Origin of the sequence: Galbibacter pacificus (assembly GCF_029603165.1) — a bacterium.
Classification (GTDB): Bacteria; Bacteroidota; Bacteroidia; order Flavobacteriales; family Flavobacteriaceae; genus Galbibacter; species Galbibacter pacificus.
Genome location: NZ_JAQSVC010000001.1, coordinates 304484 through 321584 on the forward strand (window position 1 = coordinate 304484; position 17101 = coordinate 321584).

The following is a 17101-nucleotide window of genomic DNA, read 5'->3' on the forward strand; positions in this document are numbered from 1 at the left end:
ATGGTAATTCAATTTTAATGCAAGACAGTATATGTACAATATGCACAGATTCATCAAAATTTCTTAAATTGTACAGGTAGGTCACTCGCATGCAAGTATGTGTGGCTTTCAAAAGAAAATTAAAACCGCCATACATGGCATTTTAATCTCACTTTGTGAGTAAAACTCAAACCCATGCAATTGCAAAATGGAACACTGGAAATAGTAGACGGTGCACTCTATATCAAGGACGGAAAGAAAGCACAGTACCTTTTTTTAAAAATAGCCCTGTTGCTCAGTGCCTGTATCGGGGTTTTTCATATGTACAATTACTTTCGGGGCGATGCCCATTACAGTATATATGTTATTGTTATGGGAATTATAAGTGCCTTCATATTGATATGGCTTTTTCAATATTCCAATAAAGAGGTAATTTCTTTAGGTGAAATAAAAAAGATAAAGCAAAAAGACAAGATAGTCGGAAAAGTATTTACCATTTACTTAAAGTCGGGGCAGAAACGCAAGTTGACCTTCCCAAAAGAAGCAACCGACATAAAACAACTACTTACATTTTTTAAAGAAAAAGGTTTTTTGTAAAAATAAGAAAAGCCTTTTATATCGTAGTATTTTAATACTATCTTTACGCTTTCTATGAAAGTAGTAGAACAAATCAAGCAGCCTATACGTAAGGAAATGGAACTTTTTGAGAAAAAGTTCCACGATTCCATGTCTTCCAAGGTGGCCTTGCTCAACCGGATTACTTATTATATTGTAAACAGGAAAGGAAAGCAAATGCGGCCCATGTTTGTTTTTCTGGTAGCCAAAATGGTGTCCAATGGGGAAGTTAACGAGCGCACCTACCGCGGGGCCAGTGTTATAGAGTTAATTCATACGGCTACTTTGGTGCACGACGATGTGGTAGACGATAGCAACCGTCGTCGTGGTTTTTTCTCCATTAATGCCCTGTGGAAAAACAAGATTGCCGTACTTGTTGGCGATTACCTGCTTTCCAAGGGCCTGTTACTCTCTATCGACAACGGAGATTTTGATTTGCTCAAGATTATATCCGTGGCTGTCCGCGAGATGAGCGAAGGGGAGCTTCTACAAATAGAAAAAGCCAGGCGATTGGACATTACCGAAGATGTTTATTATGAGATTATACGCCAAAAAACGGCAACCCTAATAGCCGCCTGTTGCAGTTTGGGCGCATGTTCCATAAAACCAAATTCTAATGAAGTGGAACAAATGCGTAAGTTTGGCGAGCTTATTGGCATGGCCTTCCAGATAAAAGACGATTTATTTGATTATACCGATGGCCCTATAGGTAAGCCTACAGGAATAGATATTAAGGAACAAAAAATGACGCTGCCGCTTATCCATGTATTGAACAACGCCGGAAAGGAAGAAAAAAAATGGCTCATTAATTCGGTTAAAAAGCACAACAAAGATAAAAAACGGGTTCAGGAAGTGGTTGCCTTTGTTAAGGAAAAAGGCGGACTTACATACGCCGAAGAAAAAATGATAGTTTTCCAAAAAGAGGCACTTGCGCTTTTGTCCGGTTTTCCACCTTCGCCATATAAAGATTCCTTGGAACTAATGGTAAACTACGTTATAGAGCGTAAAAAGTAGTAGATTTTGCGCATTATTTCCACATGAGAGGCCATACAATTACCTTCTCAATACCTGTAAGGCTTGGATGTGTATTTTTTCCAAGTGATTAAATTGTAAAGTAATATTTTACAGCAAGGTATTCAACAATATAAGTTTTAAGCAAAGTGCCTACTACTGCCTGCCGAATAAAACAAATCGTCACCATATATTTAACAGATATTCATTATTTTTGATTCCCTTTTTTTGGAGAATCTTTATTTTTATAAAAAAGCCGCTTAGATTTTGATTTCAAAAGAAACCATAGATAAAGTATTTGATGCCGCACGGGTAGAGGAGGTGCTTGGCGACTTTGTGCAATTAAAAAAATCGGGTTCTAACTTTAAGGGACTTAGTCCGTTTTCAGACGAGCGTACACCTAGTTTTATGGTGTCGCCGGTTAAGCAGATATGGAAAGACTTTAGTAGTGGCAAAGGCGGGAATGTGGTTGCTTTTTTAATGGAGCATGAGCATTATACATATCCAGAGGCTATTAAATATTTAGCTAAGAAATACAATATAGAAGTTGAGGAAACCGAGCAGACCAATGAAGCCAAGGAAAAAGCAAGTGAACGAGAAAGCATGTATTTGGTTTCGGAGTTTGCCCAAAAAAACTTTCAAAATAATTTAAAAACTACAGAGCCGGGAAAAGCCATTGGCGGGACCTATTTTAAAGAAAGGGGCTTTACCCGGGAAACCATAGATAAGTTTAAACTTGGATACTCTCTGGACGAGTGGGATGCCTTTACCAAAGAAGCGCTGGGTAAAGGGTATCAATTGGAGTTTCTGGAAAAAACCGGGCTCACTATTATTAAGAAAAAAGAGGGAACTACTGAAAAAAGAATGTTCGACCGTTTTAAGGGGCGTGTAATGTTCCCTATTCATTCAATGAGTGGTCGTGTGCTTGGTTTTGGCGGACGTATTTTAACCAACGATAAAAAGGCCGCCAAATATTTAAATTCCCCTGAAAGCGACATTTACCACAAAAGCAAGGTATTGTACGGTATTTATCATGCCAAACAGGCCATTGCAAAGCAGGACAATTGTTATTTGGTAGAAGGGTATACCGATGTTATCCAGTTTCACCAAAGCGGGATAGAGAATGTTGTGGCATCAAGCGGTACCGCATTGACTTCGGAACAAATACGATTGATAAACAGGCTTACCAAAAACATTACGGTATTATTTGATGGCGATGCTGCTGGATTAAGAGCTTCTTTAAGGGGGATAGATTTGATATTGGAGCAGGGCATGAACGTAAAGGTTTGCACATTTCCCGAAGGGCAGGACCCCGATAGTTTTGCCCGGGCGCATACCGATAGTGAGCTAAAGGAGTTTCTCGACCAAAATGCAACCGATTTTATTCGTTTTAAAGCTTCTTTGTTGGTAAAAGATGCCAAGAACGACCCCATTAAAAAGGCAGATACCATTCGGGAGATTGTAAACAGTATCTACAAAATCCCAGACCGTATCCAAAGGGAGGTATACGTGCAGGAATGTTCCCGTATTATGGATATTTCAGAAGATGTGCTTTACAATACGTTGGCTCAGCTAGGAAACAAAGAAGTAGCTGAGGCCAATAAAAAGCATAAGGAGGAGCAAAAAAAGAATACGTTTAACGTAGTTAAAGATGCCGAAAGTACAGCTTCGGGGAAAATAAACCAATTAGATGAACTGGAAAAGGCCATTATTGGGATACTGCTTTTTCATGGAGATAAGACTGAAACTTTTAACGACGTTGTTTTAGAGGAAGATGAAGAAGGCAATATGATCGAAAATGAGGTAAAAGTGGATATGAAGGTTTACGAAAAAATATTTTTGGACCTCCAGACCGATGAAATTGAGTTTGCCAATACCGATTTTAACGAAATATACAACATCCTGATTGAATGTTTTAACGTTGAAGGAGCGCTTAAAATGGATGATTTCCTGCAAAAATTGTCGTTCAAGCAAAATGCAGTCGTGGTAGATATATTGATGAACGAAGAAAAGTATGCACTTTCCAATTGGGAAAGCAAAGATATTTTGGTGAAGGATAAGGATATGTCGGTTCGCTTATTGGTTTTTCAAACCATTTCAATGTTGCGGTTAAAACTTCTTAATATGTTGGTTGATAGTATTCATGAGGCCATTGGTGCTAATAATAATGCTTCGATGGACCAAATGGAAGATATAAAGAACTATTGGAGCTTAAGAAAAATTCTTTCAGATAGGTTTGGTCTGGTTACCAACACTACTTTTTACAATTAAAAAAGGTGCCCGAAAAGGCACCTTTTTTAATTGTAAGGACAAGAAGGTCTTTAGTAAAGTTCCAAGGCTTTTGCCTGTTGCAACATATCGACCATATTGTCTACATTTAATTTTCTCATGAGCCTTGCTTTGTAGGTACTCACGGTTTTCTCATTTAGATTTAGTTCCTCGGCTACTTGTTTATTTCGCTTACCGGCAGACAAAAGTTTTAACACTTCGACTTCACGGGTGGATAATTTTCTAAATAATTTTCGGGGCTTGTTGGTGCTTTCATCAAATGCTAGGCGCTGTGCCAATTCATTGGTGATGAACATACCACCTTCGGCAACCTTTTCAATGGCCCCAGTTAATATTTCAATAGAAGCAGTTTTGGACACATAGCCAGAAGCACCTGCCCGCAAAGTGCTGAGTGCATAAACGTCTTCGGGTTGCCCGCTGTAAATTAGTACTTTAACGTTTCCATAATCTCTTTTTAGTTTTCTCAAGGCGGTAATTCCATTTACTTCGGGAATATCCATTTCCAACAACACCACATCGGGTTGCTTAGATGAGAGTACGCTAAAAAGTTCAGAAGTTGTACTTACATTGCCAATAATCTCGATAATGTCGTTTTTTTTAAGAGCTGTTTCAAGGCCTATCCTTACTATGGGATGGTTATCAGCCACTAGAACTTTAATCATAATTAACCATTTTAAAGTTAGTTTCGAATAAGCCATAACAAAAGAGGATGCTATTCTAGCACCATCATGTTGGCTTGGGGGTATTTTATATTATTTGTAAGTAAATATAGTAAAATAAATCTTACACACCAAATAAAAAAGGGGGTAATTTCGAAAAAAAGTTCTACTCTTTTTTGTTTACCTAAGGCTTGCTGGTATTTCACAAACGGGAATTGGAACCATTTTGTGCTTATTGGCGTTGTGCAATTTGGTATAAATATCGATTATTTGTTTCTCACGCCCTTCAAAATCGGTAGATTTTTTTCCTTCGGATGTCATTTTCATTGCCCATTCCAGTTCGGGGTAAGAAGCACCTATTTGGTCTTCGTCCGTTCGGTCGTCGCCCCATAAACCATCTGTTGGGGCGGCTTTTTGAATGTCTTCGTTAATGCCGAGTTCTTTGGCTATGGAATAGACTTCTGTTTTTAACAAGTCTGCAATCGGGCTAAGGTCTACGCCGCCGTCTCCATACTTGGTATAAAAGCCTACCCCAAAATCTTCTACTTTATTTCCCGTACCCGCCACCAGATATTTATTCAATGCGGCAAAATAGTAAAGAGATGTCATGCGCAAACGGGCTCTTGCATTGGCGAGCGACATAAATCTTTCTTCTTCGTTTTGCACCTTTGGGAAAGAAGCTACGAGACTGTCAAAAACAGGAGTAAGGTCTACTTTTGTCATTTTAACGTTGCTGTAATTACTTTGTAGCCATTTAATGTGGTTTATGGCACGGCTAACTTGATTATCGGCTTGATGAATGGGCATTTCCAAACATAGTACTTCCAGTCCGGTTTTGGCACAAAGCGTGGAGGTGACCGCCGAGTCTATGCCGCCGGAAACACCAATTACAAATCCGTTCATGTTTGCTTTTTCGGCATAATTTTTTAACCAGCTTACAATGTGGGCAATTACTTTATCGGTTTTCATTTATATAAATTTTTTGTTTGCTGAAAATAAGTAAATCATATATTCGTAAAGGTTTGGAAGGTTCAATTCCTCAATTTTTATCGGGAGGGGAAATCACAAGATAGTCGATTTTTTTTGAACGTAATCCTCGTATTCGTTTTAACTTTGTAAGCAAATGTAACAGATTATTAAATTTATCAAAAGGGAAACCTTTAAAGGATTAAAAAATATGCGTATGAACAAAATTTTGGGTTTGCTTATTGCGATATTGATAATTTCTTGCTCAAAAGAAAATAAATTGGAGCAGGAAATAGCAAAAATAGAAGTGCATGTCCGTATTGATAGGTTTGATGAGGTTTTTAATAATTCGTCTACAAAAGACCTTCCGAAGTTAAAAAATAAATACCCTTATTTGTTTCCAGCGGAATATAACGACAGCATTTGGGCAAACAGGATGAACGATACCTTGCAAAAAGAATTGTATGCCGAGATAGACAAACGCTTTGCCGATTTTGAAAACGATACTGCTCAGTTTAGCTCCCTGTTTCAACATATAAAATATTATTTTACAGATTTTAAACCGCCAAAAATAGTTACCGTAATTTCTGATGTTGATTATAAAAACCGGGTTATTTATGCCGATACCCTGCTTTTGCTGGGCCTGGATAATTATTTGGGTCCCGACCATAAGTTTTATAAAGGGATTCAGCAGTACATCAGAAAAAATTTTGAAGCCTCGAAAATCCCTGTCGATATGGCAAAGACCATTGCCAAAAGCAAAGTGCGGCCGCCACAAAACCGCACCTTTATTGCGCAAATGGTTTATTATGGGAAAATATATTACATGGTACATTTGTTTTTACCCAACACGGCCAAGGAAGTCCAGCTTGGCTATACGGATGAAGAATTAAAATGGGCCATTGCCGACGAAGGCTATATTTGGCGCTACTTTGTGGAAAGAGAGCTTCTTTTTTCTACCGATGCCAAACTTCAGGAACGGTTTATCCATCCGGCGCCTTTTTCAAAATTTTATTTAGAGCTCGATAATGAATCTCCCGGTAGATTGGGGCAATATATAGGTTGGCAAATTGTAAATGCATATATGGAAAATAATGAAGTATCTTTGCAGCATATGTTGAATGCTTCGGCCGAAGAAATTTTTAATAACTCAAAATACAAACCCAAAAAATAATGGCAAAATCGCATAGATCGGATATAAACTTACGTATAGAACTCGATGAAAATAAAGTTCCGGAGAAATTGTTTTGGACCGCAAAAGACGGGGGCGTAGAAAATGAAGCCGCTAAGGCTTTATTGCTTTCTGTATGGAACAGCCAGCAACAGGAAACCTTGAAAATTGACCTTTGGACCAAAGATATGCCCGTTGATGAAATGAAAAAATTTATGCACCAGACCTTGGTATCTTTAAGCGATACTTATTTTAGGGCTACCCAAGACGAGAAAATGACGGCTACCATGCGGGATTTTTGCGATTATTTTGCAGAAAAACTGGAATTAAAAAAGTAAAGCATCAAATAGGTGCATGAATTTCCAAAATGGGGCCGCGATGTACTAAAAGTAACTGCCCGAGCTAGTATAGGGAATATTGATTTTAATGTTGGCTGTAACAATATGTGTTGCAATTCGTCGTAAGCATATAACCAATATTTTAATTATGAGAAAAATAGCAATATTAGCAGCAGTTTCCTTTTTGATAGTCTCTTGTGGAGCTTCTACGCCCTACGATTCCTTCAGAAAAGAAAATAAAAAAGACATCGCTTTTTCATTAAGTGCATCCAATTTTTTGGTCAAAATGTTTGTAGATGATGAAGATTTTAGGGAAATCAATAAAGTAGTATCGGGAATTCATAAATACAGAGTGTTGATTAGTGAAGAAGAGAGTTCTCAATATCTTGAAAATGAGTTTGATGATTTTGTTCAGCGAAAAGGCTACGAATCTTTAATGTACGTAAACAGCGACGGTAGCAAAGTGGGGCTTTTTTACTATCAAAAAAGAAACAAAATCAAGGAGGTGCTGTTGAAAGTTAAGGATGATGAAGATTTTGTTGTTTTAAGTGCTGAGGGAAATATAAAAATTAAAGATTTGGACAGGTTAGTGAACAATGCCGTTGCAGAAATAAAATAAAAGGTTAATTTTTTGTAATCTGCTGGTTTATCTGTTCAATGTAACTTAAAACATCTTCTTTTCCGGCTCCAGAAGTTGATGAAGTTACAAAATAATTTGGGGCTTCTTCCCAGATGTCGTCGGTCATTGCCTGTAAGTAATTGTTTACATTCTGGGGAATTTCCACGGGTTTCAACTTATCGGATTTGGTGAAAATAATGGAAAACGGAATTGCATGCTCGCCCAACCATTGCATAAATTCCATATCTATTTTTTGCGGACTGTGGCGAATGTCAATCAAAACAAATGCAGAGACCAATTGGTTACGCTTTTTAAAATATTCGGTTATAAATTTTTGAAATGTATTTTTGAGCTTTTTAGAAACTTTGGCATAACCATACCCTGGTAAATCTACCAAAAACCAGTTTTCGTTAATTTTAAAATGATTGATAAGTTGTGTTTTCCCTGGCCTTCCAGATGTCTTTGCCAAGTGCTTGCGGTTGGTAAGCATGTTGATTAACGAGGATTTCCCAACGTTAGACCGTCCAATAAAGGCATATTCGGGTATTGGCTCTTTAGGGCACTTTTCCACATTAGAGTTGCTCATTACAAAAGAAGCCGATTTTATTTGCATCATTTTAGTTTTATAAATCCCTTTCAGTAAGCCATTTGTCGAGAATCCTATTAAAATCGTTGGGATGTTCCATCATGGGTGCGTGCCCGCATTTGTCTATCCAGAAAATATCAGAGTCTGGCAAAAGCTCATGAAACTCCTTTGCAACGCTAGGTGGCGTAACCGTATCGTTTTCGCCCCAAATAATGCAAGTCGGTGTATGCATGTGCGGAAGGTCTTTGGCCATGTTGTGCCTAATAGCGCTTTTGGCTATGGCCAATGTTTTTATAAGCTTGTTCCGGTCGTTAACCGTTGCAAATACCTCGTCTACAATTTCTTTGGTTGCAACGGCGGGGTCGTAAAAAACATCCTGGCTTTTCTTTTTAATAAATTCGTAATTGCCACGTTTGGGATATCCGTCTCCCATGGCATTTTCATACAGCCCAGAACTCCCCGTAATTACAAGTGCCTTAACTTTTTGGGGATAAAGTTTGGTATGTAAAAGGCCAATATGTCCTCCTAAAGAGTTGCCTAAAAGAATTACTTCCTCCAGCTCTTTATACTCAATGAATTTCTCTAAGTAATTAGCAAAGCTTTTTACGTTTGTCTTCAATAAAGACATTTTGTAAATAGGTAATTCGGGGATTAACACCTTGTATCCTCTTGTTGAAAAATAATCAGCTACATCGTCAAAATTGCTTAACCCCCCCATTAAACCATGCAATACAATCATGGGGGTTCCTTCTCCAACTTCTAAATAAGTAAATTTACCTTCCTTCTTTAAATCGTGTGCCATTAAGGGTTAGTTACATTTCTTCGGGAACAAATATAGGCATTTCGAGCTTATAATAAATCATTTCTGCTCAATGCCGGAATTTGCCCATTTTAAAAATGTAAAATTATGAATTTTCGCTTTCGCCACGGCAATTATGCACTTATTAACAATTTTATAACTATTGGATTTACTGTTGGTTGGCGTAAAAAACGGAGAATTTATCAACAAAGTGGTAAAAAGTGACGAAAAGTGGTAAAAAGTGGTAAATAATTCTCTATATTTGAAAAAGTTAACCGCTAAAACGGATTGAGTGATTCAGTTTTCAGAAGAGTATGAGTGTAAGGCAGATAGCAAAGGGCGCATTATGGTGCCATCTTCTTTGCGTGCCAAATTAGCGCCCGTTCTTAAGGACGGTTTGGTGCTAAAGCGCTCTATTTTTCAAAAATGCCTCGAAGTTTATACCATGGCTGCTTGGGAAAAGGAAATGAAGCAGGTTGGTAAACTAAACCGTTTTGTGAAAAAGAATAACGATTTTATCCGTCAGTTTACGGCAGGAGTGAGAGTGGTGGAGATTGATGCAAATGGAAGACTTTCCCTTCCTAAAAATTTAATGGCGTTTGCGGGGATTGAAAAAGAAGTGGTTCTTTCCGAATCAATCGATAGGATTGAAGTGTGGGACAAGCAAAAATATTATAACGTGCTTGACGAAGGCGCCGGGTCTTTTTCTGACCTTGCCGAAGATGTAATGGGCGGGTTTGAGGTAAACAACTATGAGGATGGAGTATCATAACCCGGTATTGTTGAAGGAGGCTGTAGACGGACTTCATGTGGAAGATGATGGGGTATATGTAGACGTAACATTTGGCGGCGGCGGGCATTCCAGGGAAATATTGGCTAGGCTTGGTGAAAGGGGGCGGTTGATAGCTTTTGATCAAGATGAAGATGCGGCAAGGAATGCAATCGACGATGAACGATTTTTATTGATAGGAGAAAATTTTAGGTTTATAAAGCGTTTTTTGAAATTTAACGGAATAGTAAAGGTTGATGGGGTTTTGGGTGATTTTGGAGTGTCCTCACATCAATTTGATATTCCGGAACGTGGCTTTTCAACGCGTTTTGATGCTGAATTGGACATGAGGATGAGCCAACAAAATCCTGTTTCTGCTTTTGAGGTTGTGAACAACTATGAAGAAGCAGCGTTGCGAAACGTGTTGAGTATGTACGGAGAGCTAAGAAATGCCGGGGCTATTGCAAAAACTATTGTCCAGCAGCGGGCAGAAGCTCCAATAAAAACTACCGAAGGGTTAAAACAGGCCCTGAAGAAGTTTTTGCCTCAGCATAAGGAGCATAAAATATTGGCCCAGATATATCAAGCTATCCGTATTGAAGTCAACCAAGAGGTGCAGGTGCTAAAGGAATTTTTAATGCAAACTGCCGAAATTTTAAACACAGGCGGAAGGCTTAGTTTAATAAGCTACCATTCGTTGGAAGACCGTCTGGTAAAAAGATTTATAAGAAACGGAAAGTTTGAAGGGGAGCCGGAGAAAGATTTTTATGGAAACATCAATGTTCCGTTTAAAAAGGTGGGGGGCTTGATTACGCCTTCCGCAGAAGAAATTAAAGTGAATAATAGGGCGCGAAGCGCTAAACTTAGGATAGCGGAAAAGCTATAGAAAATGAAGTGTTATGAAGAAAGGGATTTTAGATTTATTGAAAGGGAAGTTTCTCATAAGCGATGATTCGGTAAAAAACTGGAGGTTTTTTCTTTTTGTTTCAATATTGGCCGTTATCATGATTTCTAGTGCGCACCATGCCGATAAAAAAGTACATGAACTGGCAAAGTTGAACGATGAGGTAATGGAGCTTAGGAGCGAATTTGTAGATGTCAGGACAAAAGTTCAGCAAGTGAAGCTGGAATCGAACGTAACAGAAAAAGTGGCCGCATCTGGATTGAGGCCTTCTTTAATTCCACCGAAAAAAATAATGGTAGCTCAAAAAAAATAAATTATGCCAATAACCGATAAGAACATATTAAGCCGATTGTATTTTGTGGCCGGATGTATGTTTTTCTTCGCTTTGGCCGTGGTGGTAAAACTTATTACCATTCAAGTAGTAGATGGAGAAAAATACAGGGGGTTGGCAGAACAACGCACTATTAAGAATTTTACAATAGAGCCAAAAAGGGGTAACCTGTATTCAGACGATGGTAGCTTGCTGGCTACTTCCGTTACTAAATATGATATCCGTTTTGATGCAATTACGCCGCAGCACAAAGTTTTTGAGGAAAACTTAAAGCCGTTGTCCGATTCGTTGTCGTTAATACTTGGCAGGCCTGCATCATATTATCAAAATTTACTTCGAAAAGCGCGTGCCAATAAAAACAGGTACTTGCTTATAGCACGCGATCTTGGCTATACAAACTATATCCGTGTTAAAAATTTTCCGCTGTTCAACCTTGGGCCATACAAGGGCGGACTTATCGTTGAACAGGAAACCAAGCGGGAATATCCCTTGGGCGGAATGGCACATAGAAGTGTGGGTTATGAACGCGTAGACGATAAAGGTTATTACACAAGGGTTGGACTGGAAGGTGCTTTTGGCGATTATTTAAGGGGAACGGAAGGACACAGGTTGAAGCAAAAAATAGCAAAAGGACAGTGGAAGCCCATAACCGATTACAATGAGGTCGAGCCAAAAGACGGTTATGATGTGGTTTCGACCATTAATGTAAATATTCAGGATATCGCTCATCATGCTTTGTTGAGCCAATTGGAAAAATACAAGGCCGATCACGGCTCGGTAGTGGTTATGGAGGTGGCTACCGGAGAAATCAAGGCAATCTCAAATCTGGGAAGGACAAAAGGTGGAAAATACTACGAACGGTTAAATTATGCCGTGGGCGAGTCTCACGAACCCGGATCTACCTTTAAGTTGATGTCCATGATTGCTGCTCTGGAAGATCATGCCGTTGATACCACAGATATTATCGATACCGAAAAAGGGGTTATTTCCTTTTACGGAGAGAAGGTAACGGACTCTAAAATTGGAGGCTATGGAAAGATAACGGTAGCTGAAGTTTTGGAGCGTTCGTCAAATGTTGGGATTGTTAAAATTATAGATGGATATTATGGAGACCAGCCCGAAAAATTTGTAAACCGCCTATACAATATGGGACTTAACAAAAAATTGGGCTTGTCCATAAAAGGAGAAGGGGCTCCCATTATTCCACATCCAAACGATAAAGACCGCTGGAGCGGAATAGCATTGCAATGGATGGCCTATGGTTATGGGGTGTCTTTTACGCCATTGCAAACGCTTGCTTTTTATAATGCCGTGGCAAACGGCGGCGAAATGGTAAAACCAAGGTTGATTAAGGAAGTCAGGGAGTGGGACAAGGTAATTTATAAGTTTGACAAAGAAGTTATAAATCCATCAATTTGTTCAAAAGAAACCATAAAAGAAGTACAGGCAATGTTGAAAAATGTAGTGGAATATAAGCATGGAACCGGACATGGATTGTACTCTCCAAATTTTTCAATGGCCGGAAAAACAGGTACCTGTCAAAAAGATTATAGGGATAAAAGCAAGTTGAATTACATATCCAGCTTTGCTGGATACTTTCCTGCCGAAAACCCAAAATACTCATGCATTGTTGTTATTCACGAACCCGATAAAAGCGTTGGTTATTTTGGAGCCGATGTTTCCGGGCCGGTTTTTAAAAGCATAGCACAAAAAATTTATACCAATTCTCCGCTTATAGATACCATTGAAGAATTAAACGAAGAAGATGGAGCAGTAGAAAAAGATTATAAAGCATATTACGCCAAAGTAAAAAAACGAAACGAGATTGTGCCCAATGTTGAGGGAATGAGTGGCATGGATGCTATTTCTATTCTAGAAAACCTTGGATTAAAGGTAAAAATAGAAGGAAGCGGTATTGGCGTGGTAAAAAGCCAGTCGCTTAAAAGTGGAGAAAAAATAAAAACAAACCAAACCATTGTATTGCAATTGTCATGATTTTGTTAAAAGACATATTATACAAAGTGAATATCAATGCTGTAGCCGGTAATACGGTTACCTATGTAAACGATGTTCATTTTGATTCCAGAAAAGTTTCCCTGGATGATGTTTTTGTGGCAGTTCCCGGTACTGTTGTAGATGGTCATGATTATATTACCAAGGCAGTCGAAGCAGGCGCCATTGCTGTAGTATGCGAAAGGCTCCCGGAGCAGCTTGTCAATGGGATTACTTATGTTGAAGTAGAAAATGCACACAAAGCATTGGCGGTAATGGCTGCGAATTTCTACGGAAACCCTTCACAAAACTTAAAATTGATAGGAGTTACCGGAACAAATGGTAAAACAACGGTTACCTCACTTTTGAGCCAGTTATTTACAAAAGCAGGATACAAAACAGGTTTGTTGTCTACGGTTAAGGTAATGGTAGGGAGTAAAGAATATCCGGCAACACATACAACCCCGGATTCCATGACCATTAATAGGTATTTAAAAATGATGAACGATGCCGGGGTAGAGTACTGTTTTATGGAGGTAAGTTCGCATGGCATTCATCAGGAACGCACTATGGGCCTGAACTTTGCAGGCGGTGTTTTTACCAATTTAAGCCATGACCATTTAGATTACCATAAAACATTCGCCGAATACCGAGACACTAAAAAACGCTTTTTTGATGAACTCCCCAAAAATGCTTTTGCCCTCGTTAATGTGGATGATAAAAACGGGGTGGTCATGCTGCAAAACACAAAAGCCAGAAAAATTACCTATGCCTTAAAAACATATGCCGATTATAAAGCCCAAATATTAGAAAATCAATTTACCGGATTGCTTTTAAAAGTAAACGATAACGAAGTCTGGTCGCGTTTAATTGGGAGTTTTAATGCATACAACTTATTGGCCGTTTATGCGGTAGCCGACCTTTTTGAGCTTGATAAACTAGAAATATTAAAATATATAAGCGAACTGGAGAGTGTGGGTGGCCGTTTTCAGTATTTTATTTCAGATGATAAGGTTACGGCCATAGTAGATTATGCACATACACCCGACGCTTTAAAAAATGTCCTGGAAACCATTAATGCCATTCGCACAGGTAACGAAACGTTGATAACGGTTGTAGGCTGTGGGGGCGACAGGGACAAAACAAAACGGCCAATAATGGCAAATATAGCGTCGACCTTGAGCACCAAGGCAATTTTTACTTCTGATAACCCCCGGACCGAAGACCCAAACAAAATTATAGAAGAAATGGAAAGTGGAGTCGAGCCCCAAAATTTTAATAAAACACTTTCTATTGAAGACAGAAAGCAGGCCATAAAAACAGCTTGCCAATTTGCACAGGCAAACGATATCATTCTTATTGCGGGGAAGGGGCATGAAACCTATCAGGAAATAAATGGCGTCCGCAGTGATTTTGACGATATGAAAGTGGTGAAAAAATTATTAACGCACATAAAAAAATAACGCAGCGGTTCCTTTTAGAATAGGGCCAAACAAAAATTTATATGTTATACTATTTATTCGAATTTTTAGAAAAAAACTATCAATTGCCTGGAGCGGGATTATACCAGTTTATCACCTTCAGGGCTGCTGCTGCTGTTATTTTATCATTATTGTTTTCTACCATTTACGGTAAAAGGATTATCAATTATTTACGTGCACAACAAATAGGCGAAAGCGTAAGGGAATTAGGTCTGGAAGGGCAGTCGCAAAAAGCGGGAACCCCGACCATGGGAGGTATCATTATTATCCTGGCTACCATAATTCCCGTATTGCTGTTTGCAAAACTGGAAAATATCTACATAATCGTATTATTGGTAACTACTATTTGGATGGGGGCCATTGGTTTTGTAGACGACTATATTAAGATTTTCAAAAAAGACAAAGAAGGGCTAAAAGGGAGGTTTAAAATCCTTGGCCAAATAGGAATAGGGATTATAGTTGGTGCAACGCTATATTTTCATCCAGAAGTAACCGTAAAAGAAGAATTAAAGGCCCCCAATAATATCGAGGTGGTATCAAATGGAGATGTAACGCAGGAATACGGAGAAGAAGAAAAGTCAACCAAAACCACCATCCCGTTTGTAAAGAACAATGAGTTTGATTACGCAATGTTGATTTCTTGGTTGGGCGATAACTATAAAAGCTACGCATGGCTCATTTTTATCCCTATAGTGATTTTTATTATTACGGCTGTTTCAAATGGGGCAAACCTTACTGATGGAATCGATGGCCTTGCCGCTGGCACATCGGCAATTATAGTGCTTACACTGGGAATTTTCGCATGGATTTCGGGTAACATCATTTTTTCAGACTATTTAAACATAATGTACATTCCGCGTGCCGGGGAAATAACCATATTTATTGCCGCTTTTGCGGGTGGCCTGGTAGGCTTTTTATGGTACAATGCATTCCCTGCCCAAATATTTATGGGAGATACGGGAAGCTTGACCATTGGTGGTATTATAGCTGTTATTGCAATAGCCATTAGAAAGGAGTGGCTTATACCCATTCTCTGCGGAATCTTTTTAGCCGAAAACTTATCGGTGGTAATGCAAGTGAGCTACTTTAAATATACCAAGAAAAAATTTGGCGAAGGGAAACGTATTTTTTTAATGTCGCCCTTGCATCATCATTATCAAAAGAAAGGATATCATGAAAGTAAAATAGTAACCCGTTTTTGGATTATCGGGATCCTTTTGGCAATTGTTACCATTGTAACACTTAAACTGAGGTAATGCAAAGACTGGTTGTGCTAGGCGGGGGAGAAAGCGGAGTTGGGACTGCCGTTTTAGGAAAGCAAAAGGGTTTTGATGTTTTTGTTTCTGATAAAGGAAGAATAAAGGAAAAATATAAAAACGTTCTTATAAATTCTAAAATTGATTGGGAAGAAGAAAAGCATTCAGAAGAAAAAATATTGAATGCAGATCTGGTAATGAAGAGTCCGGGAATACCCGATAAAGCTCCTCTGGTTAACGAACTTTTGAAAAAAGGCATCAAAGTGATTTCAGAAATTGAATTTGCATCGCTTTACACCAGAGCCACAATTATTGGGATTACCGGAAGCAATGGTAAAACCACCACCACCATGCTTACGCACCACATACTTAAAAATGGGGGGCTAAACGTGGGAATGGCAGGAAATATAGGCGATAGCTTTGCCCAAATGGTAGCCAAAAATGATAAAGATATGTATGCACTGGAAATCAGTAGTTTTCAGTTGGATGGCATAGAAACATTTAAGCCTCATATTGCAATAATTACCAATATAACGCCCGATCATTTAGATCGATACGATTATCGGTTCGAAAATTACATCGCATCCAAATTTAGGATCGCCATGAACCAGACCGAAGACGATTACCTTATTTACGATGCCGATGATCCCGTTGTTCGGGATTGGCTGGATAAGCATCCCGTACAATCAAGGTTATTGCCGTTTTCCATTGAAAAAACAGTAGAAAATGGAGCGTATTTAAAAGATGAAAGCATAATAATTAATATAGATAAACAGCATATAGAAATGTCTACAGATACTTTAGCACTAGAAGGGAAACATAATTTGAAGAACGCTATGGCAGCTTCAACAGTAGCGCAATTGGTAAAAATAAGGAAAGCGACCATTAGGGAAAGTTTAGAAAACTTTCAGGGCGCTTCGCACCGCTTGGAAAAAGTATTGAAAATTCAAAACGTGCAATACATAAACGATTCAAAAGCTACCAATGTAAATGCTACGTTCTATGCTTTGGATAGTATGAATACCCCAACGGTTTGGATTGTCGGTGGACAGGACAAGGGAAATGACTATCTGTCTTTAATGCCATTGGTACGGGAAAAGGTAAAGGCGATTGTTTGTCTTGGGCTGGACAACGGTAAGATTATTGAAACTTTTGGGAGCGTTGTAGACTTTATTGTAGAGACAACTTCTATGCAGGATGCTGTTAAAATTAGTAAAGAAGTAGCCGAAAGGGGCGATGCAGTGCTGTTGTCTCCGGCATGTGCTTCATTCGATTTGTTTAAGAATTACGAAGATCGCGGAGACCAGTTTAAACAAGCCGTTAAAAATTTATAAAA

The 17101-nt window shown here is 38.7% G+C and carries 17 protein-coding genes; 13 read left to right on the forward strand and 4 right to left on the reverse strand.

Annotated elements, in window-relative coordinates; all coding sequences use genetic code 11:
* Window positions 1–174: 174 nt before the first annotated feature.
* From PSF86_RS01385 to dnaG, 3 genes are all read left to right on the forward strand, one after another.
* Window positions 175–576: a hypothetical protein gene (locus PSF86_RS01385; protein WP_277898264.1), complete on the forward strand. Its 402-nt coding sequence runs from the start codon at window positions 175–177 to the stop codon at window positions 574–576.
* Window positions 577–630: 54 nt separating this feature from the next.
* Entirely contained in the window at window positions 631–1608 is a 978-nt protein-coding gene (locus PSF86_RS01390) for a polyprenyl synthetase family protein (protein WP_277898265.1), read from the forward strand.
* Window positions 1609–1872: 264 nt separating this feature from the next.
* On the forward strand, window positions 1873–3876 hold the full coding sequence (gene dnaG, locus PSF86_RS01395; protein WP_277898266.1) for a DNA primase: 2004 nt from the start codon (window positions 1873–1875) through the stop codon (window positions 3874–3876).
* Between the two features lie 50 nt (window positions 3877–3926).
* Here the strand turns inward: dnaG and PSF86_RS01400 are convergent, their stop codons facing one another.
* Window positions 3927–4556, reverse strand: a complete 630-nt coding sequence (locus PSF86_RS01400; RefSeq protein ID WP_277898267.1) for a response regulator — start codon at window positions 4554–4556, stop codon at window positions 3927–3929.
* 177 nt (window positions 4557–4733) lie between these two features.
* Window positions 4734–5522, reverse strand: a complete 789-nt coding sequence (gene nadE, locus PSF86_RS01405; RefSeq protein WP_277898268.1) for an NAD(+) synthase — start codon at window positions 5520–5522, stop codon at window positions 4734–4736.
* Window positions 5523–5736: 214 nt separating this feature from the next.
* Between nadE and gldB the strand changes: the two genes are divergently transcribed.
* From gldB to PSF86_RS01420, 3 genes are all read left to right on the forward strand, one after another.
* Window positions 5737–6693 carry a gliding motility lipoprotein GldB gene (gene gldB / locus PSF86_RS01410; RefSeq protein ID WP_277898269.1) on the forward strand — a complete coding sequence of 319 codons (957 nt, stop codon included), beginning with the start codon at window positions 5737–5739 and terminating at the stop codon, window positions 6691–6693.
* Window positions 6693–7028 (forward strand): gliding motility protein GldC, encoded by a 336-nt coding sequence (gene gldC / locus PSF86_RS01415; protein WP_277898270.1) that lies wholly within the window; start codon window positions 6693–6695, stop codon window positions 7026–7028. The genes gldB and gldC overlap by 1 nt, the downstream gene beginning before the upstream one ends.
* A gap of 148 nt (window positions 7029–7176) precedes the next feature.
* Window positions 7177–7647: a DUF4252 domain-containing protein gene (locus tag PSF86_RS01420; RefSeq protein WP_277898271.1), complete on the forward strand. Its 471-nt coding sequence runs from the start codon at window positions 7177–7179 to the stop codon at window positions 7645–7647.
* Window positions 7648–7651: 4 nt separating this feature from the next.
* Here the strand turns inward: PSF86_RS01420 and yihA are convergent, their stop codons facing one another.
* Both yihA and PSF86_RS01430 read right to left on the reverse strand, forming a co-directional pair.
* On the reverse strand, window positions 7652–8260 hold the full coding sequence (yihA, locus tag PSF86_RS01425; protein WP_277898861.1) for a ribosome biogenesis GTP-binding protein YihA/YsxC: 609 nt from the start codon (window positions 8258–8260) through the stop codon (window positions 7652–7654).
* Window positions 8261–8270: 10 nt separating this feature from the next.
* Entirely contained in the window at window positions 8271–9035 is a 765-nt protein-coding gene (locus tag PSF86_RS01430; RefSeq protein ID WP_277898272.1) for an alpha/beta fold hydrolase, read from the reverse strand.
* A 289-nt stretch (window positions 9036–9324) separates the two neighbouring features.
* On the opposite strand from PSF86_RS01430, the gene mraZ reads away from it, so the two are divergent.
* The 7 genes from mraZ to murD are packed head-to-tail and all read left to right on the forward strand — an operon-like array spanning window position 9325 to window position 17099.
* On the forward strand, window positions 9325–9804 hold the full coding sequence (gene mraZ / locus PSF86_RS01435) for a division/cell wall cluster transcriptional repressor MraZ (RefSeq protein ID WP_277898273.1): 480 nt from the start codon (window positions 9325–9327) through the stop codon (window positions 9802–9804).
* Window positions 9791–10687, forward strand: coding sequence for a 16S rRNA (cytosine(1402)-N(4))-methyltransferase RsmH (gene rsmH / locus PSF86_RS01440; RefSeq protein WP_277898274.1), 897 nt, complete (start codon window positions 9791–9793; stop codon window positions 10685–10687). The genes mraZ and rsmH overlap by 14 nt, the downstream gene beginning before the upstream one ends.
* A 13-nt stretch (window positions 10688–10700) precedes the next feature.
* A complete protein-coding gene (locus tag PSF86_RS01445; RefSeq protein WP_277898275.1) occupies window positions 10701–11018 on the forward strand; it encodes an FtsL-like putative cell division protein in 318 nt (105 codons plus the stop codon).
* A 3-nt stretch (window positions 11019–11021) separates the two neighbouring features.
* A complete protein-coding gene (locus PSF86_RS01450) occupies window positions 11022–13031 on the forward strand; it encodes a penicillin-binding protein (RefSeq protein ID WP_277898276.1) in 2010 nt (669 codons plus the stop codon).
* Entirely contained in the window at window positions 13028–14491 is a 1464-nt protein-coding gene (locus PSF86_RS01455) for a UDP-N-acetylmuramoyl-L-alanyl-D-glutamate--2,6-diaminopimelate ligase (RefSeq protein ID WP_277898277.1), read from the forward strand. Before PSF86_RS01450 ends, PSF86_RS01455 begins: the two co-directional genes overlap by 4 nt.
* Window positions 14492–14532: 41 nt before the next feature.
* Complete coding sequence (gene mraY, locus PSF86_RS01460) at window positions 14533–15765, forward strand: phospho-N-acetylmuramoyl-pentapeptide-transferase (protein WP_277898278.1); 1233 nt, start codon at window positions 14533–14535, stop codon at window positions 15763–15765.
* The gene (gene murD / locus PSF86_RS01465) at window positions 15765–17099 is read left to right on the forward strand and encodes a UDP-N-acetylmuramoyl-L-alanine--D-glutamate ligase (protein WP_277898279.1); all 1335 of its coding nucleotides are present in this window, start codon (window positions 15765–15767) and stop codon (window positions 17097–17099) included. The genes mraY and murD overlap by 1 nt, the downstream gene beginning before the upstream one ends.
* Window positions 17100–17101 lie beyond the last annotated feature (2 nt).